At 67.7% G+C, this 25,037-nt stretch carries 22 protein-coding genes and 5 pseudogenes; 12 read left to right on the top strand and 15 right to left on the bottom strand.

All coding sequences use genetic code 11. The annotated features are described in order from the left end of the window. The first annotated feature begins 861 nt into the window (after positions 1 to 861). Positions 862 to 1,254 (top strand): DUF6299 family protein, encoded by a 393-nt coding sequence (locus tag M878_RS000000101585; protein ID WP_342452742.1) that lies wholly within the window; start codon positions 862 to 864, stop codon positions 1,252 to 1,254. On the opposite strand, the gene M878_RS90475 is transcribed toward M878_RS000000101585, so the two are convergent. Further along, a complete protein-coding gene (locus M878_RS90475) occupies positions 1,178 to 1,381 on the bottom strand; it encodes a hypothetical protein (RefSeq protein WP_023553695.1) in 204 nt (67 codons plus the stop codon). The genes M878_RS000000101585 and M878_RS90475 overlap by 77 nt on opposite strands. Before the next feature lie 285 nt (positions 1,382 to 1,666). Here M878_RS90475 and M878_RS90470 point away from each other — a divergent pair. Next, a pseudogene (locus tag M878_RS90470) lies at positions 1,667 to 3,431 on the top strand (hydroxysqualene dehydroxylase); the annotation flags it as partial. Between the two features lie 182 nt (positions 3,432 to 3,613). Here the strand turns inward: M878_RS90470 and M878_RS90465 are convergent. Next, entirely contained in the window at positions 3,614 to 4,456 is an 843-nt protein-coding gene (locus M878_RS90465) for a S1 family peptidase (protein ID WP_031227319.1), read from the bottom strand. A 186-nt stretch (positions 4,457 to 4,642) separates the two neighbouring features. On the opposite strand from M878_RS90465, the gene M878_RS90460 reads away from it, so the two are divergent. Beyond that, positions 4,643 to 5,236 (top strand): lytic polysaccharide monooxygenase auxiliary activity family 9 protein, encoded by a 594-nt coding sequence (locus M878_RS90460; RefSeq protein WP_023553690.1) that lies wholly within the window; start codon positions 4,643 to 4,645, stop codon positions 5,234 to 5,236. A gap of 826 nt (positions 5,237 to 6,062) precedes the next feature. On the opposite strand, the gene M878_RS90455 is transcribed toward M878_RS90460, so the two are convergent. From M878_RS90455 to M878_RS98030, 6 genes and pseudogenes are all read right to left on the bottom strand, one after another. Beyond that, the gene (locus tag M878_RS90455; RefSeq protein ID WP_023553689.1) at positions 6,063 to 6,809 is read right to left on the bottom strand and encodes a G1 family glutamic endopeptidase; all 747 of its coding nucleotides are present in this window, start codon (positions 6,807 to 6,809) and stop codon (positions 6,063 to 6,065) included. A 206-nt stretch (positions 6,810 to 7,015) separates the two neighbouring features. Then, the gene (locus tag M878_RS92725) at positions 7,016 to 7,792 is read right to left on the bottom strand and encodes a G1 family glutamic endopeptidase (protein ID WP_023553688.1); all 777 of its coding nucleotides are present in this window, start codon (positions 7,790 to 7,792) and stop codon (positions 7,016 to 7,018) included. A gap of 184 nt (positions 7,793 to 7,976) precedes the next feature. Then, positions 7,977 to 8,386: pseudogene (locus tag M878_RS90445) on the bottom strand (transposase family protein). 257 nt (positions 8,387 to 8,643) lie between these two features. Further along, entirely contained in the window at positions 8,644 to 9,063 is a 420-nt protein-coding gene (locus M878_RS98035; protein ID WP_158692873.1) for a hypothetical protein, read from the bottom strand. A 210-nt stretch (positions 9,064 to 9,273) separates the two neighbouring features. Further along, the gene (locus tag M878_RS90435; protein ID WP_209445688.1) at positions 9,274 to 10,281 is read right to left on the bottom strand and encodes a zinc-binding alcohol dehydrogenase family protein; all 1,008 of its coding nucleotides are present in this window, start codon (positions 10,279 to 10,281) and stop codon (positions 9,274 to 9,276) included. Positions 10,282 to 10,356: 75 nt separating this feature from the next. Beyond that, positions 10,357 to 10,902, bottom strand: a complete 546-nt coding sequence (locus M878_RS98030; protein ID WP_158692872.1) for a hypothetical protein — start codon at positions 10,900 to 10,902, stop codon at positions 10,357 to 10,359. Between the two features lie 245 nt (positions 10,903 to 11,147). Here M878_RS98030 and M878_RS99150 point away from each other — a divergent pair, with 245 nt between their 5' ends. Both M878_RS99150 and M878_RS99145 read left to right on the top strand, forming a co-directional pair. Further along, on the top strand, positions 11,148 to 11,447 hold the full coding sequence (locus M878_RS99150; protein ID WP_023553682.1) for a GPP34 family phosphoprotein: 300 nt from the start codon (positions 11,148 to 11,150) through the stop codon (positions 11,445 to 11,447). Further along, on the top strand, positions 11,448 to 11,825 hold the full coding sequence (locus M878_RS99145) for a GOLPH3/VPS74 family protein (protein ID WP_023553681.1): 378 nt from the start codon (positions 11,448 to 11,450) through the stop codon (positions 11,823 to 11,825). 34 nt (positions 11,826 to 11,859) lie between these two features. On the opposite strand, the pseudogene M878_RS000000100830 reads toward M878_RS99145, so the two are convergent. After that, positions 11,860 to 11,991 (bottom strand): annotated as a pseudogene (locus tag M878_RS000000100830) (IS630 family transposase); the annotation flags it as partial. A gap of 208 nt (positions 11,992 to 12,199) precedes the next feature. Here M878_RS000000100830 and M878_RS90420 point away from each other — a divergent pair. From M878_RS90420 to M878_RS90410, 3 genes and pseudogenes are all read left to right on the top strand, one after another. Beyond that, positions 12,200 to 13,228: a S66 family peptidase gene (locus M878_RS90420; RefSeq protein WP_037730281.1), complete on the top strand. Its 1,029-nt coding sequence runs from the start codon at positions 12,200 to 12,202 to the stop codon at positions 13,226 to 13,228. A 46-nt stretch (positions 13,229 to 13,274) separates the two neighbouring features. Beyond that, positions 13,275 to 14,187, top strand: a pseudogene (locus tag M878_RS90415) (IS256 family transposase); the annotation flags it as partial. Positions 14,188 to 14,268: 81 nt separating this feature from the next. Continuing rightward, the gene (locus tag M878_RS90410) at positions 14,269 to 14,757 is read left to right on the top strand and encodes a hypothetical protein (protein ID WP_158692871.1); all 489 of its coding nucleotides are present in this window, start codon (positions 14,269 to 14,271) and stop codon (positions 14,755 to 14,757) included. 146 nt (positions 14,758 to 14,903) lie between these two features. Here the strand turns inward: M878_RS90410 and M878_RS90405 are convergent, their stop codons facing one another. From M878_RS90405 to M878_RS90395, 3 genes are all read right to left on the bottom strand, one after another. Next, on the bottom strand, positions 14,904 to 15,161 hold the full coding sequence (locus tag M878_RS90405; RefSeq protein WP_023553677.1) for a transposase: 258 nt from the start codon (positions 15,159 to 15,161) through the stop codon (positions 14,904 to 14,906). Positions 15,162 to 15,234: 73 nt separating this feature from the next. Next, a complete protein-coding gene (locus tag M878_RS90400) occupies positions 15,235 to 15,528 on the bottom strand; it encodes a ribosomal protein L7/L12 (protein WP_023553676.1) in 294 nt (97 codons plus the stop codon). Between the two features lie 16 nt (positions 15,529 to 15,544). Beyond that, positions 15,545 to 17,161, bottom strand: coding sequence for an ISL3 family transposase (locus tag M878_RS90395; protein WP_280923698.1), 1,617 nt, complete (start codon positions 17,159 to 17,161; stop codon positions 15,545 to 15,547). Positions 17,162 to 17,283: 122 nt separating this feature from the next. On the opposite strand from M878_RS90395, the gene M878_RS90390 reads away from it, so the two are divergent. Beyond that, on the top strand, positions 17,284 to 17,673 hold the full coding sequence (locus tag M878_RS90390) for a VOC family protein (protein WP_031227314.1): 390 nt from the start codon (positions 17,284 to 17,286) through the stop codon (positions 17,671 to 17,673). Between the two features lie 811 nt (positions 17,674 to 18,484). On the opposite strand, the pseudogene M878_RS50365 reads toward M878_RS90390, so the two are convergent. Then, positions 18,485 to 18,769 (bottom strand): annotated as a pseudogene (locus M878_RS50365) (transposase); the annotation flags it as partial. Between the two features lie 178 nt (positions 18,770 to 18,947). Here M878_RS50365 and M878_RS90385 point away from each other — a divergent pair. The 3 genes from M878_RS90385 to M878_RS90375 all read left to right on the top strand — a co-directional run bounded on the left by M878_RS90385 (position 18,948) and on the right by M878_RS90375 (position 22,461). Next, the gene (locus M878_RS90385; protein WP_023553671.1) at positions 18,948 to 19,268 is read left to right on the top strand and encodes a hypothetical protein; all 321 of its coding nucleotides are present in this window, start codon (positions 18,948 to 18,950) and stop codon (positions 19,266 to 19,268) included. A gap of 1,007 nt (positions 19,269 to 20,275) precedes the next feature. Beyond that, complete coding sequence (locus M878_RS90380) at positions 20,276 to 21,454, top strand: Cmx/CmrA family chloramphenicol efflux MFS transporter (RefSeq protein ID WP_023553670.1); 1,179 nt, start codon at positions 20,276 to 20,278, stop codon at positions 21,452 to 21,454. After that, the gene (locus M878_RS90375) at positions 21,451 to 22,461 is read left to right on the top strand and encodes an IS481 family transposase (RefSeq protein WP_031227312.1); all 1,011 of its coding nucleotides are present in this window, start codon (positions 21,451 to 21,453) and stop codon (positions 22,459 to 22,461) included. The genes M878_RS90380 and M878_RS90375 overlap by 4 nt, the downstream gene beginning before the upstream one ends. 291 nt (positions 22,462 to 22,752) lie before the next feature. Here M878_RS90375 and M878_RS90370 read toward each other — a convergent pair whose 3' ends face one another. Then, on the bottom strand, positions 22,753 to 23,904 hold the full coding sequence (locus M878_RS90370; protein WP_023553668.1) for a 3-oxoacyl-[acyl-carrier-protein] synthase III C-terminal domain-containing protein: 1,152 nt from the start codon (positions 23,902 to 23,904) through the stop codon (positions 22,753 to 22,755). A gap of 41 nt (positions 23,905 to 23,945) precedes the next feature. Next, positions 23,946 to 25,019, bottom strand: a complete 1,074-nt coding sequence (locus M878_RS90365; RefSeq protein ID WP_023553667.1) for a methyltransferase — start codon at positions 25,017 to 25,019, stop codon at positions 23,946 to 23,948. Positions 25,020 to 25,037 lie beyond the last annotated feature (18 nt).

The following is a 25,037-nucleotide window of genomic DNA, read 5'->3' as shown; positions in this document are numbered from 1 at the left end:
CCCCAGCGCCGCCTTCCGCCACCGCCCTCCGCGTACCCCGGCCGCCCGCGCGGCCGCCACCCGCTCCCGGGCACCGAACCGCTGCACCTTCTCCGCTCTCACCCCCACGGCCGCCTTCACCGGCCTCTCGGACAGGAACCGGCCGCATACACCCTCGAAGAGGCCGCCCACCAGCTGCCCGCCAGGAACACGGCAGCGGCCCCGGCAGCGGCGGCAAGGAAGCCACGATGGTCCACAAACACGTGATCACTCGAACTCATGCCCTGGAATTTAAAAGGCGTACCCGCGGCAACACCCGGCACCGGAACCAGTGCGACGATCATTCCACCCGGCCGGGCGAACAACCGGATCAGACACATCGAAGACGTGTCCTTGCACGCACCACCAGGAAACACTCAGGCGGGGGTGTCCCACACCACCCCGGCACGCCGTCCAGAGCCGCCCTGTACAGCTCCCCGGTCCACCCGCCCCACCAGCCGCCAGGCCGCTCATCGTGGGCCAGGGTTCCCCTGCCGGCGAGTCCGCTTGAGGGGCGTCCCGCGGCTGCCGTCGTGGCTGTGCACGACGGCAGCCGCGCACAGCCGTTCCTACTCCTCGGTGGCGGATTCTCCTGTCCCGGTCTCCTCGGCCACAGGGGTCTGCTCTTCGCCCTCCGCAGGGCCGGCCTCAGTCGTGGCCGGTGACTCCTCGGGGGTGCTCTCTGCCTCTGTACCTTCGGCCGCAGTGGGCTCCTGCTCGGTGTCGCTCATTATGCTCACCGCCTTCCCGTACTGACAGGCAGGAAGCGGCTCAGGTGTCGCCTGGTCGGACGACCGTCATGATGCGGAATTCACTACTCATGATGTCACCGAACAGCATGATGTGAGGCTTGTCGCGAGGCCAACCTGCTGTCCTCTCGGCGGGCCGCGGCCCAGCCCTGTGATCCGATCACGGCGTCCACCGCCTTGCGCGAGCGTGGCGACTTGGAGCGGCTCGCCGTCCCCCGGGTCTCCGCGCCGACGGCACCTCCAGGAGGGGACGTCCCCCGGCACCGCCTCCACGGTCAGCCAGGGCGACCGCAGCTCTGTGTACGGCATCGGCGGCACCACCGCCCAGTGCGACGGCACCGACCACCACTGGGAGAACACCAGCAAGATCACGCCCCCCATGGCATGCACTGCCCACCTACAGGCGACAGTCACCGAACCGCGCTCCGGCCCGCTTCGTGCGGAACTCCGGTACCGATCAGGCCGCCGACTCCGGAGAACAGCATGACCCGGGTCAGCGGTACCGGCATGACGACCACAGACTCCAGGGTGCCGGTCCACTGCTCGGTCTGGAGGTGATTACTGAAGTCGCCCAGACTTACGGCAACGAACCCGGTGAACACCGATCCGGACATCAGGAAACTGATGGTCGCCGTTCTGGGCGGTGTACCAGCGTGCGATCAGCTCGCCGCCCGAAGGGCCGAGCTGCTGCGGCCAAGGCCCGTCGTGGGGGCGGCTGTTGCGGGAGGCGGGGTGAGTGGCGTGCGGGCTTGTGCGCTGTTCGGCCACAGCAGGGGACTTCCCGCCGCACGCACACCAACGGGGCCAGAGTTTGTCTTCCGGCTGCACGGCCGCGTCCGTATCCTCCTGTGCCGACATGACCGTTACCACGGGTAAGAGGGGGTGCCAGGGAGCATACGGGTACCACGAGACGCGCGTTCGTCAAGGGCGCTGCGGTAGCGGGGGCCGCCGCCGCTGTGGGGGCCGGGACCACCGTCCCGGCCCTCGCGCGCGAGCTGAGCGCCGGGGCGGAAGCGCAGTCGGTCGCGGTGTTCGGGGCCGGGGTGGCCGGGCTGACCGCCGCGCACGAGCTCGCCAAGCGTGGCTTTCGGGTCACCGTCTACGAGCGGCGCGCCCTGGGCGGCAAGGCGCGCAGCATGGACGTGCCCGACAGTGCCAGGGGCGGCCGGTCGCCGCTCCCCGCCGAGCACGGCTTCCGGTTCATCCCCGGGATCTACCACAACCTGCCTGACACCCTGCGGCGTATCCCCTTCCCGGGCAACCCGCACGGCGTCCGGGACAACCTGGTGGCTCCCAAGGAGATGATGTTCGCACGGACCGGGTACGAGGACCTGCGCCTGCCCCTACCGTGGTCGGGGATACCGCAGCCACTCACCCCGGATGCGCTGCGGCGCGTGCTTGAGGGGTTCTTCGGCACGTTCGGACGCCTTCCGCCTCGGGAGGTGGCCTACTTCGTGGGCCGTCTGCTCACCTTCCTCACCAGTTGCGACGAGCGCCGCAACGACCAGTGGGAGGCCACCCCCTGGTGGGCCTACACACGGGCTGCCCAGATGTCGTATGAGTATCAGCGTCTCCTAGCCGTGGGAGTCACCCGCAACATCGTGGCCACCAAGGCCGAGGAGTCGAGCACCCGCACAGTGGGCTCGCTGCTGGAGGCGTTCATCTTCAACGCTCTCGGCCGGGGTGCCGACGGCCCGCTCGACCGGATCCTCAACGCGCCCACCAACGAGGCGTGATCGACCCGTGGGTGGACCATCTGCGTTCACTCGGCGTGCAGTTCCGCGTCGGCTGGACGCTGCGGGAGTTCGCCTACGACGGTGCCGAGGTGACGGCTGCCCTCGTCGAGGACCCGGAGGGGGTGCGACGCAACGTCAGTGCCGACCACTACGTGTGTGCGCTCCCGGTTGAGCATGCCCGGCTCACCTGGAGTGCCGCCATGCGCGCCGCCGACCCGCAGCTCGCCCGCTGCGACAAGCTTCGCACCGACTGGATGACGGGCATTCAGTTCTATCTTACGGAGCGGCCGGACACCGTCCGAGGGCATCTCGACTGTATCGACTCGCCCTGGTCGCTCACCGCCATCGCGCAGGCGAGGCACTGGCCGCACCGCGACTTCCGTGCCGACTACGGCGACGGCAGCGTGGTGGACTGCCTCTCGGTGGACATCTCCGAATGGGACAAGCCCGGTATCCTGTATGGCAAGACGGGCAAGCAGTGCACCCGTGAAGAGGTCGCCCGCGAGGTGTGGGACAGCTGAAGGCTGCGCTCAACGACACTGGCAAGACCGTCCTCAGCGACCGCACGCTGCACTCGTGGTTCCTGGACCCGGGCGTGTCGGACATCGGCACACCGCACCCGCGTAACGACGACGAACTGCTCATCCACCCCGTCGGCACCTTCCACAACCGGCCGTCGGCCGCCACCGAGATCCCCCACTTCTATCTGGCGGGCGACTATGTCGCCGTCCCCATCGACCTGGCGACGATGGAAGGCGCCAACGCATCGGCCCGGCTGGCCACCAACGCTCTGCTCGACCACGTCGGTTCACCAGCCCCGCGCTGCACCGTCACCCCGCTGTACAGTCCGCCGGAGCTGGCCTTGGTCAAGAACGACGACAGGCTGCGCCACCAGCTCGGTCTGCCCAACATCTTCGACGTGGGCTGACCTGCCATCGCCGCCCCCTCACCGCAAGCACGCCGGGAAGAGCCTCAGGGAGGCCCTCAGCCGCCTTCCACCACGGGGTGATTCGTGTCCGGCCCCACTGTCCATGAGGGTCAGTCCTCCCGTGCCGCGCAACGTTGGAGGGAACGCCCTGGCGCTGCGCTCGCCAGGGCGTTCCGGACGTGTTACGGCTTCGGGAGGGCGCAATTCGGCAGGGTGAGGTCTATCTGGTTGCCAGAGCCCACGCAGGGGGCGATCAGGTACGTCTCCTCGGCGTAGCCGATGCCCTGGTGGATGGTGACGTTGCCGTTCTGGTCCACCTCACAGGGGTTGTCCAGGGTGCACTGCCCGCCGTTCTCGTTGGTGGTGTTGTTGACCGCCACCACCTGGCCGGTCGAGGTGTCTATGACCGGTGAGCCCGAAGTACCGCCGATCACATGGCAGTCCGGGGTGTACCGCACGGAGTCCTTCCAGGTCCAGTCGGCCTCCTTCACCTCGTAGGCGAAGCCGTCTATCGTGCAGGAGTAGGTGGACTGCCAGTACCCGGAGACCACCTCGATGTTGTCCCCCTGCACCGGGTGCGTGGTGGCCAGCGGCAGCGCGTCGATCTGGTACTGCTGGCGGATCTGGGCGTAGGTGCTGCTCAGTTGGTACAGCGTTATGTCGGTGTCGGTCATCGTCGCGTACACCACTTTGGTGGCCTGTAGCGTGCCGGCCTGGTTTCCGCCTGCGTCCAGCAGCGTGAACGTCCGGCTGGACGGCTGGTCGGTGATGACCTGACCCGCGGCGGGCATTCCGCTCTCCAGGCAGTGCCCGTTGGTCATGACCATCGCCGGGTCGTCATCCGCCGCGGCGGGGGTCCGTATGACGGACCCGGAGCAGTCGTCCAGCGCCACGGTCCCGGCGAAGCTGACCTGCGCGTCCGCTGGCCTTGCCGCGGCCTCGGCAGGTGCGGCGGTCACGCCGAACAGCGTGACGACGGCGAGACATCCTGCCGACAAAGCGGCGATGAGAGAAGGCCTGTTCATGTGGGGGGATCCTCTCCGTACCCGGAACGCTTCCGGATTTGGCATGCACATTGTCGGATGGTGGAGCCGGGAAGAGAACCCCTATGGACATGACCGCCCGTCAGGCCTATCGTGCGTATTGGTCCGGACCAATCGCTGGGCGCTCGCGCCACCCCTGGACCCCCACGTTTTCACAGGAGTTGCGCCATGCGCGGAAAGCTCGGTGCGGTGATCGTCGGACTCGGTGTGCTTGGGGCCTCCGCGCTGGCCACCGGTAGTGCGAGCAGTCATGGGTACATCAGTCAGCCACCCAGCCGGCAGGCGCTGTGTGCCGAGGGGACCGTGAGTGACTGCGGGGACATCCAGTACGAACCGCAGAGCGTCGAAGGGCCAAAAGGGTTCCCGGAAACGGGGCCGCCGGACGGCGCCATATGCAGCGGCGGGAACAGTCGGTTCGCGCAGCTCGATGACCCACGGGGCGGGCAGTGGCCCGCCACCCAGCTCACCGGTGGACAGACCTACGACTTCACCTGGACCTTCACCGCCCGGCACGCCACCACAGACTTCGAGTACTTCGTCAGCAACGACAGCTACGACCCCACCAAGCCGCTGACCCGCGCGGAACTGCAACCACAGCCCTTCCTGACCGTCCCGTACGACGGCGAGCCGCCGTCCAGTGACACCGTAACCCAGCAGGGCACCGTCCCCACCGGGCTCACCGGCAAGCACCTCATCCTCGCGGTGTGGAACATCGCCGACACCGGCAACGCCTTCTACGCCTGCTCCGACGTGCAGTTCTAACACCCGGGCCGGTTACGAGGGCCAGTGTGACAGCGCTCCTGAGACCGCGTCAGCCGGTCCAGAGCAGGGAGAGCAGCGTGATCCGCTCGGTGTACGGGTTCACGAACAGCACGGCCAGGCCAGCGCTGCCGAACTAGGCCTGCCGGGTGGTCTTGTCGTCGATGCCGTACGGCTCTCGTGTCCAGCAACGGCCTCAGCTTGTGGGGCTACAACGCCACCAAGAGCTACGATCTGGCCTCTGGCAACGGCACTATGAAGGTGGCCAGGTTCGTCCCCGCCCTCGCGGCAGCGGCCGGCAGGCGCAAGCCATCCAGGTCGAATAGTCGTAGGGTTCGACGAGGTGCTGCTGTCCGGCGAACCAGACGGTAGCCAGGAGTGAGGCGGCGGTGTCCCGCAAGGCCGCAGCGCCAAGACGGCTGCCACTGCTCCGGCCAACGAGCCGCTGGCTCCACAGGGCACGGAATAGGCCAGCGCGCCGTTACGCGGCGGTAGCCGTGCTGGTCGGCGGGGTGTTGGGGAGTAGCGCGCGGGGTCGGGTTGGCGGCTGGCGTCGGTAATCCGGGCTCGACGGAAGGCGATGATCACGTCTTCGAGTGCGACGTGTTGCTTGCGGCGGTACCAGGGGGCGGCTGCGCGGCGGGCTTGGACGTCGCTGTCGGTGTTCCCGGCGGGGCGTACCAGAGCACGAGTACGGTCTGGCAGATGAGTTGGAAGGGGACGGTGCGTTCGACCGCTGTGCTGGTGCGGCTGCGGGCCTGGCCGGTGCCGAGCAGGTTCGAAGAGCGACGGACGGCGGGGGCTGCCGGGCGCCCCCGCCGGTCGTCGGTCAGTAGCGGACCGCGCCGGGCCTGGAGGCGTGCGGCGCACGGGGGCCGGCTCCGCCCGGCGTCATGGTGAACGAGCCGCCCTGCAGCGGACCGGGTGTGTAACCGCCGCTGGTCAGGGACTGCGGGCCGAACGAGTCGAACGACTTGCCGTCGACCGTCACATTGGAGAAGTCCAGCCGGTCGAAGGACGGGTAGCTCTGGGTCGGCGACTCGATGACGGCCTCGGCGCTGACGTTCTGTGCGTCGATGGACTGGTCGACGTGCTCCGTCCACCCCTGGGTCGTGTCGCTCAGGGTGAGCGTGTAGGTGCTGTCGCCGTGGGAGACCACCGAGGCGGTGATGGTGTCGCCCTCCGACACGGAGTCGTTCCAGTAGACCGGAGCGGCCGGGTACATCTCGTACCAGGCGGATAGCACGGGGGAGCCGCTGGAACAGTCGGTCTGCACACCGGTCTGCTCGACGGTCTGCGAGCCGTAGCCGTCGATGCCCACCCAGGGGGCGAACAGGTCGTTGGACGAGTTGCAGGTCGCGTGTGGCTCGACCCAGGAGCCGCTGATCGTGGAGAAGGATCCCTGGGCCACGTAGCCGCCCCAGAGACTGTCCTTGATGCGGGGGGAGTTGGGGCCGAAGGCGTGGGCGGTGGCGGTGCTGGCGCCCACCGGTGCCAGCGCGGCGGTGAGCAGCAGGACGGTGGCGGTGGCCCGCGCGGTTCTGGATCTGCCGGCAGCGCCGATGGATATGCCCATGGGGCACGCTCCTTGGGAGAGAGAAGTGCATGTGGGGGTTGGCCGACCGACCGGGGCTCATGGTCGGCTTGTCGGGTGCGCCCCTCAATGGACGGCGCACAACCGGGTTATGGCGGGAACATGCCATGATGGCGGAACGGTGGTTCAAGAAGGGGCGGCGTCGGACTTCTCACCGACGGTGTGCGCCGGCGGCTGTCGTGGGTGGCTCAGCGAACGGCCCGGCTCCTGGCCGCGAGTGAATTGGCCTGCCAGCTCACAGCGAAGTCAGTGCCGTTGCTCAGATCGCTGGTGGTGGCCAACGTGTCCCCGTTGCGGGCGAGGTCGATGCGCCGGGCGTTCATCTCGCCGATCGGTTTGCCGTCGACGAGCGATCCGGTGAAGTTCTCGGTGCTGAAGTCCGGCAGTGACGCGTACCGTCCGCCACTGTATCCGGGAGTCTCACCTACCACTTCCGCGCTGGCGTTGCTCGCGCCGGAGGCGCCTTGGACGACCTGGTCCTCGCGCCAGCCCGCCGTCTTGTCCTCGATGTACAACTCGTAGTTGGTGCCGCCCTGGTAGGTGACCTTGGCATAGAAGGTGTCACCCGGTTTGACAGGGTCGTTGTAGGGGTTGATCGGATTGTCCGGGTACGTTTCCCACCAGGCGTAGTAGTCGGCCCGGCCGTTCTGGCAGTCCGCTCCGGTTCCGGTCTGCTCGACGGTGCGGCTGCCCCAGCCGTCGAGGCCGACCCAGAAGACGACGGAGCCGTCGCCCCGCGAGCAGTCAACGGGGCTCTGCGTCCAGGTGGATTCGACGCTGCTGTAGCCGCCGCCCGAAGCGGCGTAGCCGAACCAGTTCGGGCTGGTGGCACCGGTGCTGTCGGGGCTGGCCGGGTTGAGCACGAGCGGGTCGGCCGCGGCGGTCGCCGGCATGCCGGCGCCGAGGAGGCTCGCCGTCATGATGACTGGCGCCAGGCATATGCCGAGCTTGCCTGAAGGTCTCATGAGGCTCCTTGTGTGTGGGGGTCTCCATGTTTTGTCGCGAACATGGCAACACATGGCGCCTCTACCGTCCGCGCACGTCCCTCGGACGTCAAGGATTCAATCAGGCCACAACCAACCGCACCGGCCTCTGGAGCACTTCGACGCCCGTAGTACTTCTGAAACCCAGAGGCCTATTCACAGGGCCTCACCAGCCCTTCTTGTAGAAGGCGAGGGCGGTGACGGTCCTGGCGATGGCGGGGAAGCGGGTGAGGGGGCCGCGGTAGCGGGTGGCGAGGATCTTCCAGTCCTTCAGGTGCGCGATCGCGCGTTCGACGGCGGCACGGAGCTTGCCGAAGCTCCGGTTGAACACCTTGTCTCCAGCGGGGCGTTCTGACCAGGGGGTTTGCGCCGTCCGGTGAGCATGCCGGAGCCGACGTAGCCCAGGTCGCCCACATTCTCCCGGCCGGCGAAGGCGTCCGGGAAGTGGGACTGGCGCCAGGCGTACACGTCATGCCGCGAGCCCGGCACCGGAGCGGAGACCGCGAGCAGGTCCCCGGCGAGGGTGGCGGCGACCTGCAGGTTGAAGCCGGTGTCACGGTGCTTGCCGGAGAACATCGTGGTGCCCTCGCTCGCCCACACACGCCTCATTTGACTTGACACGCACCGGTCGGAGAGACCTGGAGGCCGTGCGTGTACTTCACTGCATGACCCTATTGAGCCCGGGAGGGCCGATGCTCAGCACTCCGAACGTGGACAAGGCCTGGAAAGGCATGACGAGGTCATTCCCGGCCCCGCAGGCGCCAGGCCAGTCCTGGAGTGCAACGGGGGCGCTGTTCGGGTCGGTTCCGGGCGGGCCGAGAGGCACGGGCCTCTCAAGAGTGGACACCTGGTCGTCGTACTGGCTGGGTGAGATCGCCGAGACCATCGACGGCCGCGACGACGCAGCCAAGCGCGCACGCTTCACCAGCTGGGTGGAGAGCTTCGTCCGCGCCGTCCATGGCCACGCTCGGGAACGCACTCAGCCCTCCACCACCAGCGAGGAAGCGCGCCGGGCCCTCGCGCTCGCCACCGAGTTCACCTTCCAGGAACGCCCCAAGATCCCCGAGCAGATCCAGCGTTCCCAAACTGGGAACCCACCAAAGCGCGAGCGCCATCGAACGCGCAGCGGCCGCCCGGCCCGCTGGCCCCACCCAGCGCATTCCGTCACCCTGCAAGGGCCATTTCGTCGGTTCGCCGCTCCGGCGAGAGGTACTGGGCGTGCCGATGACCGCCGCCGTTTCTGTCATGGCCATGCAGGACTGCGTTGCGCTGACCGAGCCTGTGCTGGGGCATGACGGCCGAGCCGGACACCGAGGCGCAGCGGCCGGACTGCCGTCGGCCGGCCGGGTGGCACGGGCCGCGGGCGGACTGGTGTCTGGCCGACCGCTACACCCTTGCGGCGCTGGACTGGCTGGCCAATGTGCAGCGCCTGGTGGCGGCCGTCGCTGTGGCGCACGAGCCGGTCAGGACAAGTCGTTCACGAGTACAGCCGCCCCGTCGAACCGCCCCGCCTTGAGATCCGTGAGCGCCTGACCGGCCTGCGAGAGCGGATAGGCGTGTGTAGTCGCGTGCACTCCGTGCCGCGCGGCCAGGGCCAGGAACTCCCGGGCGTCCTCACGGGTGTTGGCGGTGACGCTGCGCAACTCCTTCTCGTAGAAGAGATCGCTCTCGTAGTGCAACGGCGGCGTGTCGCTCAGGTGGATGCCGGCGATGGCCAGCACGCCGCCACGGTCCAGGGCTCGCAGCGCGACGGGTACCAGGTCACCGACGGGGGCAAAGAGGATCGCGCTGTCCAGAGGCTCGGGCGGCACGTCGTAGGCGCCCCGCGCCGAGGCAGCACCCAGTTCCAGAGCCAGTCGCCGGGCGGCCGCACCTCGTGTCATGACGTGCACGGTGGCACCCTCGGCGATCGCGACCTGCGCACACAGGTGGGCACTGCCCCCGAAGCCGTACAGCCCGAGACGCCCGCCCGGCGGCAGCAACGCCCGGCGCAGCGCGCGATAGCCGATGATGCCCGCGCACAGCATCGGGGCGAGCGCAATGTCGTCGAGTTCGCCGGGCAGCCGGTGCGCAAAGGCGGCCGGCACCGTCGTGTACTCGGCGTAACCCCCGTCGGCGTCCCAGCCCGTGTAGAGCGAGGCCGGGCACAGATTCTCGGACCTCCGCCGGCAGTACACACAGTCCCCGTCGGTGCGACGCAGCCAGGCCACTCCCACGCGCTCCCCGACCGTGAAGTCCCGCACCGCGGCCCCGAAGCCCTCGACCACACCGACCACCTCGTGACCCGGCGTGACCCCGGGACGGTGCACCGGCAGGTCACCCTCGATGACGTGCAGGTCCGTGCGGCACACCCCGCACGCGCGCACGCGCACCAGCAGCTCATCGTCCTCCGGCACCGGAACGGGCTTCCCGACCAACCGGAGGGGATCCTCCTCTACGGGCCGGGGCCCGTCCACTACCCACGCCTGCATCGTCATTCTGTCCGTCATGAGACTCCTTCGGGCCGGGATGGTGAGCAGCGGGCCACCGTTGCGGCTCGCGTTATGTCAGTTGTCGGCTTCGTTCTCGGGCCCGGGTGCGTCCCCGATGGCGACGCGCAGGTCATGCATGCCTTGCAGGACGTCGATGAGGGCCTCTTCAGCCCCGCTCAGAGCGCGTCGGGTTCCCTCTGTGTCGCCGCGTTCGGCGTGCAGATGGGCGCTGAGCGCGTACACCGCTGTCATGGAAGCCGCGAAGGCTGCCTCCCGGCCCGGTGGCACTTCTTCTGCCCCGGGTTCGGAGACCTGCAGCGCGGTGCGCTGCAGCCGGTTCGTCAGGACGTTGACCGCGAGACCGGGGTCCGCTCCCAGCTGTTCCCCCCAACCGAGCAATGTCTCAAGGACGTCCTCGATCTCCCCTTCCTCAGTCAGACGGGTTGCGGCGGTGATCTCAAGCTCCGTTTTCGCCAGAAGACTGCCCAACAGGTGCAGGCGGTCGTCTTCCTGCGGCGCTTCGGGGCGCTTCTCCGGATCTGCCACTGGTACAGCCTCAAGAGCGGCCAGAGCCGCGTAGATCTGCTCAGCACTTACCTGGCGCTCGCTACTGATGCTCACGCCTTCAGCTTCACCCAGCAAAGGCGTATCCGCCCGCCCGGACACACGGAATCTCTCCACAAGGAAGCCGTCCTAGTTGACCGCGAAGGTTCACCGGGTCACGGTTCGCAGTGGAGGACGGGCGCGCGACGCCGGGCGCACCCCACCGAGGAGACCGCCCACCGGCCGTAACGCTGTGTCACAGAGCCTCAACAGGTGGATCGGAGCCGCTTTTTACGGCTGCCGTCATCGTGCAGGATGGGCCCATGGCTGGTCCGCTCACGCTGCCCGAGGAATTCACTCTGCTCTCACTCGCCGAGACCGGCAAGGTGATCGACTCCGACCAGGCCGGGGTCGGCTGCGCGGTGGCTGAACTCGGCGAGCTCGCGCTGCGCGGCAAGCTGGCGGTCCGGACACGCAAGTCCACCGTGTTCGGCCTTGACGCGTATCGCCCGTACCGGGCCGAGATCGAGCTGGTCAACGCCGACTCCACCGGCCTGGCCTGGGCCGATGAACTGCTGGCCGAACTGGCGCACGCGGGCGAGGTGGTGGTGCCCTACAAGTGAGTGCGGAGGCGGCGCATCGCGTTCCTGCAGCACCGCGGCGCGCTGGTCGCGCGCGGTCTGATCCGGCGCGTGCCGGGCAGGGGGCTGTTGCGGCGGGAGCGGTACTACCCGGACCCGACGGTGCGGCATAGGTTGATCAACGCGGTGCGCCTGGCCAAGGCCGGGGAACATCGGTTGGACGAGCACATGATGTTCCTTTCCGACATGGTGACCGCAAGCCAGCTGAGCAGGGACCTCGGGGGTTCGTGGCCCAAACGGCACATACTGGACCGAGCTCGGGGGACCGGAGCCGTGGAGTTCGTACCCGAGTCGCTGCGGGACACCAGCGCCGTGCTCGCCGCGCTGGTGCCCAAGCGGTCACGCAACCAGGGCGGCTAGTGCGTTGGGTGTGAACGTGCGCCGGGTGGGTTGATCATGCTGCGGTGTGGTGTGGTCGGCCCCAGCGGTGCCGGCGTTCGGATCGGATGCGGGCGCGTTCGCGGCGCTGGGCTTCGAGCACGCGGGAGTGGCGGCGGTGTTGGCTGCGCCAGCGCAGGTAGGCGTGCTGCTCCGCGCCGGCGCACCGTGGACGACCACATGTTCCGTGCGGGGCGGACGTCGTTTCGGCTGCAGTTGTTCACGGCACCGGGGCAGCGAGCGGTGGCGGTGGCGACTCACTAGGTGTTTTTGAACCTGGTGAACGGCATCTGGACCGTTTGGAGCGCATAGAACTCGGTGTCTTCAGGACGCGGCACTATGTCAAAATTCAGCGCATGGCTGTTCGATACCCGTCCCCCCTGTGTCCCGGCGACCGTGTGGGTGTCACCTCTCCGTCGAGCGGGGTTGCGAAGGAACTGCGTGAGCGCCTCAATGCCGCCGTTCATGACGTTCAGGACCGCGGGTACGAGGTCGTCATCGGCCGGTGCATGGACGGCTCCGGGCACGTCAGTGCTTCGGCCGCTGACCGCGCGAGCGAACTGATGTCGATGCTGACCGACCCCACCATCAAGGCCATCGTGCCGCCGTGGGGCGGAGAGACGGCGATTGACCTACTACCACTGCTCGACTGGGACAAGCTGCGGGAGGCAGAGCCCACCTGGCTTGTCGGATTCTCCGACATATCGACTCTGATCACGCCGATGACTCTGCTCACCGGGACGGCGACCGTCCATGGCAACAACCTCATGGACACGCCCTACCGAGTGCCCGGAGGACTGCGGTCGTGGCTCGACATCGTCGCAGCGCCCCAGGGGCACCGGTTCACCCAGACGCCGCCCGGTCGCCACCGGACCACCGGCTTCGACGACTTCGCCGCCTGCCCCGACGTACGCGAGTACACGCTTGACTCTGCGGGCGCGTGGACCCGGCTCGACGGCGGCGGTGACGTGGACGCTGAGGGAAGACTGATCGGCGGCTGCATCGAAACTCTCTGCAACCTCGCGGGGACGGCCTACCTCGACGTCTCGACCTTCGCTCGCAACGAGCCACCGGATGGGCTCCTCGTGTATGTGGAAGCAGCAGGCGATGATGCCTTCACCATCTGCCGGAACCTGCATGGCATGAGGCTCGCCGGTTTCTTCGACCGGGCAAACGCGGTTCTCGTCGGCCGGACCAACGCACCCGACAACCGGTCACTCAGCCAACACGAGGCCGTCCTCGACGCACTCGGTCCTCTCAACGTTCCGATTATCGCCGACATCGAGTGCGGCCACGTCCCGCCCTACATGCCGATCGTCAACGGAGCGTACGGCCGTATCGTTCACACATCAAGCCGAAGCGAACTGACGCAGACCTTGGACTGACGCATCAGACCGGTCGCTGACCTCTGACCGAGGGTCGGCTCAACAGGGCGTGTCGACTCGTTCGGTCGATGACCTGGTCAAAGCACTCGGGTCGGACAGCGGGATCTCCAAGTCCGAGGTCTCCCGGATCTGCGCCGAACCCGATGCCGAACTGGATGCGTTCAAGGAACGGCCGCTGGATCACACCGTCTTTCCTTGCGTCTTCCTGGACGCCACCTACTGCAAGGCCCGCGTGAACCACCGGATCGTCTCCCAGGCCGTGGTCATCGCCACCGGAATCTCCGCCACCGGGCACCGCGAGATCCTCGGCCTGATGGTCGGCGACAGCGAGTCGAAGCCGTTCTGGACGAAGTTCGTGCGCTCGCTTCGGGCCCGAGGGCTGGAGAACGTCCAGCTGGTCATCTCCGACAGCCACAGCGGGCTGGTGGCTGCGATCCGCACCGTCTTCCTCGGCACGGCCTGGCAGCGATGCCGGGTTCACTTCGTCCGCGACGTCTTTTCGGTGATCGACAAGGTTTCGGGCGAGATGGTGGCGGCAACGATCCGCACCATCTTCGCGCAGACCACCGCCGCAGCCGTCCGCACCCAGCTGGACGTGGTCGCCGACATGCCCGGACGGCAGTTCCCACACGTCAAGACCATGCTGCTGGACGCTGCCACCGATATCACCGCGTTCGCTGACTTCCCGCCAGCGCACTGGAAGAAGATCTGGTCCACCTACCCGCTGGAGCGGTGGAACCGGGAGATCAAACGACGGGCCGACGTTGTCCAGGTCTTTCCCCAACCCCGCCGCCCTCGGCCGACTCGCCGCCGCGGTCCTGGCCGAACTCCACGACGAGTGGCAGGTCTTCGACCGCCGCTACCTCTCCGAAGGCTCCATGGCCGAACCTCTCAACCCCAAACCAAGTGAGGGCAATCGCCGACTTCCTCCACAGCGAGCGAATCAGCTCGGCCAGTGACTACGCACTCGATGGGGCACGATCGCCCGCGTGTCGGAACCGCTGACCGACGGCCACCGTCCTGACCGGATGGGAGGGGCAGTGACAGCTGAACAGGAACCGGGCTCCCAGCCTGACTCGTGCGGCGGGTGGGGCTGCCTGCTGCCGCTCGCCGGACTAGTGCTCGGCCTGCTGGCCGAGGCCGAAGCCGGCGCCTTCATCAGCGACACCTGGTCCTACTGTATGAACATCGCGTGGCCGGCGGCGTACGACATCGCGGACAGCCCGCGCTTCTACCTCCTCACCACCCTTCCGCTCATCGCGGCGTACTGTTGCGCCTTCCCGCTGGGCTTCCTCCTGGCCAGGCGCTTCCTCCCGCGGTCGCGCCGCCGCCTCGTCCGGGTACTGACCGCAAGCCTGGCCGGGCTGCTGGTGCTCTCGGCCGTCTTGGTCGGCGACCTGGTGTACAACGTCGCCCCACCGGACGGGAAGTACCTGAGCGCCCGCTGCCCGCACGGACGGCCGCCCTGGTGGCCGAAGCCCCTGCCGCTGCGCGACTCACCATTCGCGGACTTTGAGCACCAGGGCTGACCACCCGGATCGGCGCGGGGAGCTCATCCGGGCACCGTCGCCAAACCGAGTGGCGTGCATCTGTGCGTAGCGACGCCGTGACCGGGGCTACGTCGAGATCTCTGCTACACCACTCGGCGGACACCGTTGGCGAATTCGGCGGTGCGTTATGCAGGGCGAAGGCGCGTGAAGCCAGAGGTCCTGGTCTTGGCCAGCGGGGTCTGGGTCAGCCAGGCGTCCGTGCGGATGAGGTTGAGGGCCGTGGCGGTGAGTACGTGCTGGAGGCAGGTCTTGTCCATGCCGGTGTAGCGGCTTCTGCGCAGGCCGCAGCGGCGTAGTCCTTGGGCGATGGCGCCTTCGACGCGGAAGCTGATCCCGCCCTTGAAGTCCAGACGGACGACTCCCTCGTTGATCTGCAGTGGCACGTTGGCGGGCGTAGCCGCTGCACGGGATTTCTGGGCTCTGTCGGGGATCTTGTGACGATGAGGGGGCCGAAGCCTACTGATTCGCCTCGGCATGGGCGTCGGCACCGGCTTCGTGGAGTTCGGCCACCATGGCGGTGGCGACTTCTTCCGGCACGTTCTCGAGGATGGTCGCGGGCAGGTGGCTGATGAGGGACTTGCAGCGCCACAAACTCTGCCCGGTTCGCCGGTGCAGTAGCTTCACGATCTCGATGGCCCGGGGGCCGGCGTCAGTCAGGACTACGGTGTGCGGCAGGTCGTCGCAGACCAGCAAGAACGATTCGCTCACCGTGTCCGATCCCTCCGTCAGTCCGCAGATGGCCTGCAGCATATGGCGAGCTCGGCGATCACGTCCTGAGGAGGATGCGTCTGCGGAGGAGGTCGAGGTTGGCCCGGCCGAAGCCCATGCGCTTGAGGAGCTTGGCTCTGGTCACGTGGCCCTCGACCTGGCCTGAGCTCCATGGCGTCGACAAGCCGACGGTGACAGCGTCCAGGTCCCGTTTCATGCCGTTGACCAGGGAGTGCAGGGCGGGCAGGTCGTCGGCGAGGACGCGGTCCATCCAAGCGGGCAGGTCGTCGCCGCGCAGGTCGCGCATCATGGCGGCGAAGTCGCGGACGTGGCCTGCGGTGGCGTCGAGGTGCGGGCAGGCGGCCCGGATCTGTTTGAGTTCGGCCGCATCGCTCTCGGCGAGGTGTCCAGGGTTGGTCATGATCCAGCGGACGATGCGTCGGGGTTTCGGGGCGGGTCGTGGCTCGGGAGCAGGCGTGAACGAGTTGCGCGGCTTGGGGCTGTGCGATTTCTTGAAGGGCCGGAAGTAGCGGCGGACGCACTGGATGCTTCCGGCGAAGCCACGTGCGCGCAGTTCCTGGTGCAATTGAGGGATGTCGTGGCAGCCCTCGCGCCAGCGTTCGTGCAGGTAGGGCCTGTACTCGTCCAGGATCGAGGCCCGGCTGGTGGCCTTGACCAGCAGTTCGTCGAGACTTTGGGCGCGGGCGAAGCGCCGCACTGTTGAATGGTCCAGCCGCAGCCGACGGCTGATCGAGGCCAGAGATTCACCCTCGGCGAGCAGTTGCTGCACCGCTGTGTACCGCTCGGTGGTGCGGGCCACCAGCCGCCTCGGGCGCCCGAGGACGTCCCTGGTGCCGTCCGGAGGGACGAACAGCATCTCCTCCGCGGGCGGCTCCGCCGTACCCGTGGACGCGGCGGCGGACTCCGCGACGGCCTGGGCCGTGGTGAACGCCGTCCGGATGCACGGGTGATGGGCGCCGACCGTCTTTTCCACCGCCTCGGCGAGGTTGCGCAGCAGGTGCCAGGCGTCCGCCACCTGCCGGGCTTGCGGAGCCCCGCTGCGGGCGCCTTCGGCATAGGCACCGGCCCGGTCCCGGCAGATCACTTCGACCTCGGGGTGATCGCGCAGCCAGGTGGCCAGCGGCTCGGCGTCCCGGCCTGGCAGCACATCGACCGGGCGCCGCTGTTCCAGGTCCACCAGGATCGTGGCGTAAGAGCCGCCCTTGCGCAGCGCGAAGTCGTCGACCCCAAGGACGCGCACGCTGGCCTGCGGCAACTCCGGTAACTGCCGGAGGAGGTCCAGGAGCTTGTCCTTGGCGACGCGGATGCTCAGCGCGGCCGCGAGCCGCGCACCCGGCCGGCCCGCCAGACATGCGGCGATCGAGGTGAGCAGCGTGCTCAGCAGCGGCGTGTACCGGGCATGCGGGCTGGTTAGCCCGTCGACCTGCTCGGTGAACGTCACCGCCGGACACGGCGGATTGAGGCACTTGAACCGGCGCACCACGAGTTCGACCATCGTCGAGGCTCCACCGAGGGGCGCGTCAGCGAGCCGGCGCGCGTACCGGCCGTGCACACGCCACGACACCACCCCGCATCTTGGGCACCTCGCCGTCGGCCCTGCGGCGTGCGCGCAGAACGTGACCGTACCGGCCGCACGCTCGATCGACTCGACCACCACACCGGCTAAATGCGGCAGCAACCGCCCCAAACCCCCTGAACCGCACACCCGGTAGATGCCCAGTTCAGACTGGGTACGTCACAAGATCCCCGACTGTGCCGAATATCGCCGTGGTTCTCATGGCGGACTCACCTATGCGGATCAATGCCCTCATCGTCGATGCCAGCGCCCCGGAGCGGCTTGCTACGTTCTGGTCTGAACTGCTCGGCAGGCCGATTGCGGGCCGTATGGGTCCACACGTATGGCTGCGGCGAGAGAACGACCTGGGTCTGGGCTTCCAGCAGACCGCCGGACCCAAGTCGGGCAAGAACCGCATGCACTTCGACGTCAGCTCAGCCGACCCCGCCGCCGAGCAGCAGCGGGTTGAGACGCTCGGCGGACGCAGGCTGGAGCAGTACGCCGACGGCGGGTTCCTGGTGGTGGCGGACCCTGAGGGCAATGAGTTCTGCATCATTCCTGAGGGCCCCTTCGAACTCGACGACGAGGGGCGCGCGGACTATCTCAGCTAACCGGCTTCGTGTTCCCCCCGTGCCGGGCCTGCCCCTGCCCTCCCAGCTCGCAGAACCGTGTGGCGTTGGGCGCCCCAGGGATGTGACGGCCCGGCACTCCAGTCCGCTGCAGGAGTGGGCCCAAGGACCCTGGGGCCTCGTGGCACCTGCTCGCCCCCTATTCCGAGCGGGTGGTCGCGCAATGAGGGGCAGGCAGGTGAATCCCCGTCATCTGCCTGCCCCATGCACATTCCCCCACGAAGGCTTCCAGTCCGCCACGCCCCGCACGCGGCCCTTCAGAAAAGGCCTAGCCAAACGTTTTTGAACATGTTCAAATTGTGGGTGCGGGGACGCATTGAGAACTGCCGTCGCTCATGCGGCAGATGTCACGAGGAGGCAGGGTGGGTTCAGGCGCGGGTGTCATCGGATTCGCCTTCCTGGTCGTCTACACACTCCTGATGACACTGCTCTGCGTCTTTGTCGGGTCAAGAACATCCTGGAGGATGGGCTGGCTCATATCCGTTCCCGTGATCTTCATGCCCTTCGGCCTGTTGGCGATGGGCATGGCCACCCACTGACTTGTCAGCCCAGGAGCCGGTCAGCGCCCGCGACCACAGCTCCAAATCCGGCTCGCGACGCAATTCAGCGCGGCGCACGCGCTCCAGCACTTCCCGATGAGGCCCGGCCAACCCAGCTGTCGGCACTGCGACGGGACTACCCGCGAGGGCCACCCGTCTGCTTCGGCGTCTTCTGCTTCTTCTTGCCGGAGACGAACACCTTGCGGCCGGATCGGCCCGCACGTGGGCGGCGGCACCGGACGGAGCCAATCTTCCGTGCCCGTGCGCTTCTTCAGGTCGCCGGTCTCAACCACGACCAGCACCGCATCCTCGTGATGCAGATGCTCGACGACGAAGCCGCGGATGTCATCGCGTACCGCGTCGGCATCCCACTTGGCCCTCGACAGCAGGTGTTGCAGACCGTACGGGTTCGCGTCCCCGGCCTGCTCGGCGAGTGTCCAGCAGTTCTTGCGCGGCATGTCCGACAACAGTCCGAGCACGAACGCCCGTGCCCGGCGCCGGGGTTCCACCCGGACGAACCGTCCCGCGATACGGCCCATCAGGACCTCGAACGCTTTCTGCCAGCAGGCAGGATCTATGCTGTGACCTGCGGCCACCGCCTGATCTCCTGTCTTCACACACCGATGATCACCGGTGGCCGCACCCGTTCCCGGACCAGCCCCGACCAGCAAGATCAGGCTCTGGGCCCGAGCACCAACTCTGGAGTTGAATCGGCTGATGGACATATCCTCCCGAGAGATCCGCATGCCCCTCAGCGAGGTCGTCGCAGTACTGCAGGACCTGAACGAGTTCGTCGTGTCCCTCGACCGACTCGGATCCCGCCAGGCATCCGGAACCGCCGACGAGTACACCGTCGGCCAATTCATCGCCGACTGGGATGTCGCTCGGCGATTGGCCCACGCCCGAGGCGTCATCAGCGTCGCGCTGGATGCACAACTGAGCGAGGAAGACAACGCCGAGATCGACGCCCTGTGCGACCAGGGCCGCTTCTACGGCACGGACAGCGCCATCAGCCCCTCCACCGACCAGCTCCGCTGAGACGGCAAGGGCATCGGACCAGACCAATCGAGACGGGGATCAGTTCAGCCCGAGACCTGGCACCCGACCAACAAGATCACGATCTACAAACCCGGGTGTCCCGTTGCCGGAGGGGTCGAGCCCCTCAGGGCCGAGGTCAACGGTCACCATCCGGGGCGCGCCCTGATGATCGCCGCGCGCAGTGAACACCGGGGCCCAGGAACCGGGGCACTCCTACTCGGGCGGCCGCCATCGTACGACCACGGCCGACCTCTGCTCGCCACCAACACGCGGAGCAATACTCGATTTCGGGCCGGGGCTCTATTCGCTGTCTATGATCAAAACTGATTGTCCGGTACGGCTTGACTCTGCATATGTCAGCTCTAGACTGCATCGGTCTTCGCATTGGTCAGCGTGACCTTGCATCAAGGTGTCGGACGACGTCAGAGCGTCAGCGGGTGGCGAGCGCGATGCCGTCGGCGGTGAGGGGTCCGTCGGCGTGGGCGAGCGCGGTGATCAGGGTGAGGCGTCGCGGGCCGCACCGGGCGGGCTCCGGTCGAAGGTGCCGTACCGGTCAGCCTCCGGCCGTTGTCAGTGCTTGCAGGCAGGATCACGGGCATGACGCCGTTGCTTCTTTCCGACATCGAACGAGCCGTACGCAGCAGTTGGAGTGCCGAGAGCGCCCTATCCGGCCAAGGATCGATTGGGCACAGCTTCACCCTCGCCCTGCGAGCCGCCCGCGACCGGGTGGTCACCGCTAGCTGTTGCGGGACATGACGTTGGTGACACAAGCCGATGTCGGTGAAACCAAGATGCTTCGACGGGCATCGGTCGGGTAGCGTGCGGGCCATGTCGAGTCCTGAGTCAGACAAGGTGGGGGCTTTCGGTCACGCCGTCAGCCCCCTGAAGCACTGAGCTCATAGCCCTGCCGTCGCGCCGCGTTTTGCGGTCGGACGGGTGCGCCCTTAGGGGCTGGCCGCGGTGACGAGATGACCTTCTCGTGCTTCTCCTCGCCTCGGAGCCACTCGATGCCTCTTCCGCTGTACCTGCTTGCCCTGGCGGTCTTCGCCATGGGCACCTCGGAGTTCATGCTCGCCGGCCTCTTGCCGGACATCACCTCGGGTCTCGACGTCAGCGTCGGGACAACAGGCGTGCTCACCTCCGCTTTCGCGATTGGAATGATCGTCGGCGCCCCGCTTGTGGCCGCACTTGCCCGCAACTGGCCCAGACGCTCCAGCCTGCTCGGGTTCATCCTGGCTTTCGCAGCAGCTCACGCCGTGGGCGCCAGCACCACGAGCTTCCCGGTCCTGTTCGCTACCCGGGTCGTTGCTGCGCTCGCGAATGCAGGGTTCCTCGCTGTCGCTCTGACGGCTGCCGCCACGTTGGTCTCGCCCGACAAGAAGGGACGTGCGCTGGCCGTGCTGCTGTCAGGCACGACGGCGGCCACGATCGCCGGTGTCCCTGGTGGCTCGGTGCTCGGCGCCCTGCTCGGATGGCGGGCCACATTCTGGGCTGTTGCCGCTCTCTGTCTGCCGGCAGCTCTGGGCATCCTGAAGGGCATCCCAGCGGGACGTGTGAAGGAACAGGCGACTGACGGGCCGGCCTTGCGAGCGGAGCTCGCCCAGCTGGCAAGGCCACGGTTGATCCTGGTGATGTTGCTGGGCGCGCTGGTGAATGCGGCCACCTTCGCCAGCTTCACTTTCCTCGCCCCCGTCGTGACCGGCACCGCCAAGCTGAGTGAGCTGTGGGTCTCTGTCGCCCTGGTCCTCTTCGGCATTGGTTCCTTCGTCGGCGTCATCGTCGCCGGTCGCTTGTCCGACCACAACCCCGGCCCGGTCATCGCGGTCGGTGGTCCGCTGCTGCTGATCGGCTGGCCGGCCCTGGCCGTGCTGGCCGATGAGCCGGTTGTTCTGCTTGCCCTCGTGTTCGTCCAGGGTGCTCTGTCGTTCGCGCTGGGCAGCACCCTGATCACGCGGGTCCTTTACGAGGCCGCGGGAGCCCCTACCATGGCCGGTTCGTATGCGACCGCGGCACTCAACGTCGGCGCCGCCGTCGGCCCCCTCATCGCCGCGACCACCCTCAGCACCGGAGCCGGGAACCTCGGGCCGCTGTGGTCGAGCGGATTCCTGATCGCCATCGCGCTGCTCATCGCATTCCCCCTCCGCACGGTGATCGCGGCCGGCCGAACCACCGAGGTGCTCCAGTGACGCATACGAACGCGCCCTTGAACATCGAGGGACGCCGAAGGCTCATCGAACGCTGCCGCACCCGTCCGATCGCCCACGTCGCCGCCGAGGCCGGCGTCTCCCGCGCCTGCCTGTCCAAATGGAAGAACCGCTACGACCAGTACGGCGAAGCCGGGCTGCGAGACCGTTCCAGTGTTCCGCACTCCTCACCGACTCAGACCCCGCCCGACGTCGTCGAGCGAATCGAGCAGCTACGGCGGGACAACAAGTGGTCAGCGCGCAGGATCGCGCTCGAGCTCGCGGGCCAGGGCGTGCGGATCAGCGAACGCACCGTGGGCCGGTGGCTGGCACGTCTGGGCATCAACCACCGCCGGTTCCTCGATCCCTACGGCTCCGCCAACCGCCGCCCGCCGAAACAAATCGTGGCCCGCTACCCAGGCCACACGGTCCACCTCGACGTCAAGAAGGTCGGACGCATCCCCGAAGGCGGAGGACGGCGGGCACATGGACGCGGATCCGAGCAGGCCAAGGCAGCCCAGCGCGCGAAGACCGCCGGCGACAAGGGCGGGGACGTCTACCTGCACTCCGCCGTCGACGGATTCTCCCACCTGGCCTATACCGAGCCCCTTCCCGACGAGAAGGCCGCCACCACCGTGGCGTTCTTGAGCCGCGCCCGCGCGTTCTTCGCCGCCCACGGCATCCACAGGGTCGTTCACGTGGTCACCGACAACGGCGCCAACTGCCGCGCCGCAGCCTTCACGCGCACCTTGGCCCTATGGGCCTCCCGCCACCAGCGGACCAGACCCTACACACCCCGCCACAACGGCAAGGTCGAGCGATACCGGCGCATCCTCGCCGAAGAACCGCTCTACGCCCGCAACTGGACCTCTGAAGCAGAGCGAGCCCGAGCGATCGCAGTCTGGAACGTCCACTACAACTACCACCGGCCCCACACCACCGCCGGAAACCGTCCTCCAGCCTCACGCCTCCGCACGAGCGTCACCAACGTCATGGCCAGCAACAGCTAGGTCATTTGGCGACGACCGCCGAATTCGCCAACGGTGTCCGGCTCGGGACGCCATCCGGGCTCAGCCCGGTAAACGGGGCTGGCCGGGAAGGCTCCGACGCCGTGATCACACCAGTCACAGCGTGATCACGGCATCACACCGGCCGGGGAGAGGTGATTACCCTCTTCGCCATGGAGATCGCGGTCAAAAGGGCCGTTCGCTGCTGCAGCCGCCCGCCCACAGACCGGGTCTTGCTCGTCAGGCAGCAAACCTGTTTCTTCTCGCCAGGACTTGAGACCACGGCCGGCGACCCTAGGGCATCCAGCCCTCGGCGGGAATGTTGATCGTGAAGGCGCCGGCGGAGAAGGACAGGCCGAAGGCGCACACCAGGCCCTGCCCACCGGGACGGCGGACCTCTTCGGCGACCATGAGGGGGACGGAGCAGCCGAGAGTGTTCGCGTAGTCGCGCAGCACATTGTAGGAGGCCGCCGCGACCGGGCTGTTCTTCTCTATGAGGAACCCTTCGCACAGGGCGTCGAGGATGCGTGTGCTTCCGGTGTGCATGAAGAACACGGAGGCGTCGCCGGGTGTGTTCAGGGTGCAGGCGGGGTCGTCGAGGACGGCTGCGATGGTCTGCTTGGCGTAGCGGGAGCCGCGTGGGGTGACCTCCGGGGAGAGGGTGTACAGGCGTCGGCCGTGGTCTGCCTGGACGACGGGGATGTCAGATCCGCCGTCGGGGACGGTGCCGAGTTCGGTGTCTTCCGGGAGATCGTTGGTGAGGTTCTTCACCGGACCGAAGGAGGGGCCCTTGCCGTGCGCACCGAACACCATCGCCACGCTCGCGTCAGCGAAGAGGAAGGCGTGCAGGGCATCCACGGTGGACTGCCGCTGGGCGGTGGGGACTTCGGTGAAGTGCCGGTAGCTGCCGGACAGCGGCGGCGAGAGGGGGGTGATGGCCTCGGTGAACACGGTCAGGACCTGCTTGCCGGGGTTGGCGGCGAGATACCAGCGGCAGGTCTCCACCACCTTCGCCATCGCCGAGCAGCCCATGTACTCAATCGACAGGTTGGCGACGTCGCGAGGGAGTTCGGGCATGCGGGCGATGACGTCGCAGACCAGGGACGGCAGGAGCCGGCCGGGGCTGGAGGTGACGCCGAGGACGAGCCCGATCTTGCCCGGGGCGATGTCGGCCTTCGCCATAGCGGCCCGCGCGGAGGCAACGGCGAGGTCGGCGGTTTCGGTGTCCAGCTTCGGATCGGCGCCGTGGAAGATCACGTCCGGGTAGTTGGCGAGGATGGAATGCCGCTTGGTGATGCCCAGGTTGCCGACCATGTCCAGCAGCTTGTCCGAGAACTGCGGGCGCGCATGGTCGAGGAGTTCGGTGGTGGAGAAGACGGGTTTGGGTACTTCCGCGGCGACGGCAAGGAGCACCGGGTCGGTTTCGTACGGGGGGCGCAGGGCCATGGGGATCCCTTCAGGCAGGTAGAGGGGGTGGCAGGACACGCTCAGGCGGCCTTGGTGGCGCAGATGATGCTGTGCACGGGCACCGTGTCGGCCGGAAACGCGGTGGTGTCCTGCTCGGTGATGCTCTTGATGGCGAACCCGGCCTCGGCGATCCAGGAGGCGTAGGTGGCGGACGTCTGCGGGCCGCCCTGGGCCATGGTGCAGGCGAGGAAGTAGGCCGGGAAGAACTCCTCCACTCCGCTTCCCCCGGCTTCGGGGAAGACGAGGTGCACCGCGTACAGGGTGCCGCCCGCCGGAAGGGCCTCGTAGGCGTTCGTGAGTATCTTGACGGCGTTCTGCCGGTCCCACATGTCGAGGAAGTGCTTGATCATGATGACGTCGTAGCCGGTGGGCAGTGGCTGGAAGGCGTCACCGCCGATGAAAGAGCACACCCCATCCAGCCCTGCGGCCTTGAAGGCGGCGACGGCTTCGCTCTCCTTCTCGGGCAGGTCGAGGCAGTCGACGCGCAGACCCTTCCCGGGGTGGTACTTGTGGGCGAGGATCGCGCCCTGCCCGGTGTTCCCCGCCAGATCCAGGACACGGGCGTCCTGCGCGAAGTCGAGCTGGGAGAACAGCCACGGGTCGACCAGGCCGGTGACCTGTGCCATGGCCTTCGCCCACACCGCATGCTGGGCGGGCATCTTGTCCATGTTGCTGTAGAAGATGCCTTCGACGTTGAAGAGTTCCTTCAACGCGATCACCCGACCGGTCCTGGCGCTCTCGGTGAGGTGGTAGACCTGCCGCAGGCACACTTCCTTGATCAGGTCGAGCCAGGGGGTGATGCGGGCAAGGTCCTCGTGGTCGAGGAGACCGAGGCCGTCCAGCCGGTAGTGTCCCGCGCCGTCGCGGGCGAGGAGACCTTCCTTGACGGGCAGCTCAAGGAGTTGGGCAAGGTTGTGGGCGCCCACGCCGGTGACGGCCGAGAGCTGCTTGATGTGCATGCCGTCGGAGCCTGCTGCCTTCAGCTGTGCGGGGATACCGAGTTCGAAGACGGCGGCGATGGTGGCGAACCGGGTCGGACCCACGACGATGTCACGGAACCGGGCCAGAACCTGCTCTTTGCTGTGCTGGGACATGGCGTGTGCTCTTCTCCG

It is taken from the genome of Streptomyces roseochromogenus subsp. oscitans DS 12.976 (genome assembly GCF_000497445.1).
In the GTDB taxonomy this organism is placed as follows: domain Bacteria; phylum Actinomycetota; class Actinomycetes; order Streptomycetales; family Streptomycetaceae; genus Streptomyces; species Streptomyces oscitans.
Note: the sequence above shows the minus strand (reverse complement) of the source record. Positions and strands in the feature narration are given on the sequence as shown.

Bases quoted from the DNA above. Each gene is read 5' to 3' on its own strand.
- M878_RS90475 (WP_023553695.1), bottom strand. From the start codon at position 1,381: ATGTCCGGATCGGTGTTCACCGGGTTCGTTGCCGTAAGTCTGGGCGAC.
- M878_RS90465 (WP_031227319.1), bottom strand. From the start codon at position 4,456: ATGAACAGGCCTTCTCTCATCGCCGCTTTGTCGGCAGGATGTCTCGCC.
- M878_RS90460 (WP_023553690.1), top strand. From the start codon at position 4,643: ATGCGCGGAAAGCTCGGTGCGGTGATCGTCGGACTCGGTGTGCTTGGG.
- M878_RS90455 (WP_023553689.1), bottom strand. From the start codon at position 6,809: ATGGGCATATCCATCGGCGCTGCCGGCAGATCCAGAACCGCGCGGGCC.
- M878_RS92725 (WP_023553688.1), bottom strand. From the start codon at position 7,792: ATGAGACCTTCAGGCAAGCTCGGCATATGCCTGGCGCCAGTCATCATG.
- M878_RS98035 (WP_158692873.1), bottom strand. From the start codon at position 9,063: ATGGCCATGACAGAAACGGCGGCGGTCATCGGCACGCCCAGTACCTCT.
- M878_RS90435 (WP_209445688.1), bottom strand. From the start codon at position 10,281: ATGCAGGCGTGGGTAGTGGACGGGCCCCGGCCCGTAGAGGAGGATCCC.
- M878_RS99150 (WP_023553682.1), top strand. From the start codon at position 11,148: ATGGCTGGTCCGCTCACGCTGCCCGAGGAATTCACTCTGCTCTCACTC.
- M878_RS90420 (WP_037730281.1), top strand. From the start codon at position 12,200: ATGGCTGTTCGATACCCGTCCCCCCTGTGTCCCGGCGACCGTGTGGGT.
- M878_RS90400 (WP_023553676.1), bottom strand. From the start codon at position 15,528: ATGCTGCAGGCCATCTGCGGACTGACGGAGGGATCGGACACGGTGAGC.
- M878_RS90390 (WP_031227314.1), top strand. From the start codon at position 17,284: ATGGCGGACTCACCTATGCGGATCAATGCCCTCATCGTCGATGCCAGC.
- M878_RS90385 (WP_023553671.1), top strand. From the start codon at position 18,948: ATGGACATATCCTCCCGAGAGATCCGCATGCCCCTCAGCGAGGTCGTC.
- M878_RS90380 (WP_023553670.1), top strand. From the start codon at position 20,276: ATGCCTCTTCCGCTGTACCTGCTTGCCCTGGCGGTCTTCGCCATGGGC.
- M878_RS90370 (WP_023553668.1), bottom strand. From the start codon at position 23,904: ATGGCCCTGCGCCCCCCGTACGAAACCGACCCGGTGCTCCTTGCCGTC.
- M878_RS90365 (WP_023553667.1), bottom strand. From the start codon at position 25,019: ATGTCCCAGCACAGCAAAGAGCAGGTTCTGGCCCGGTTCCGTGACATC.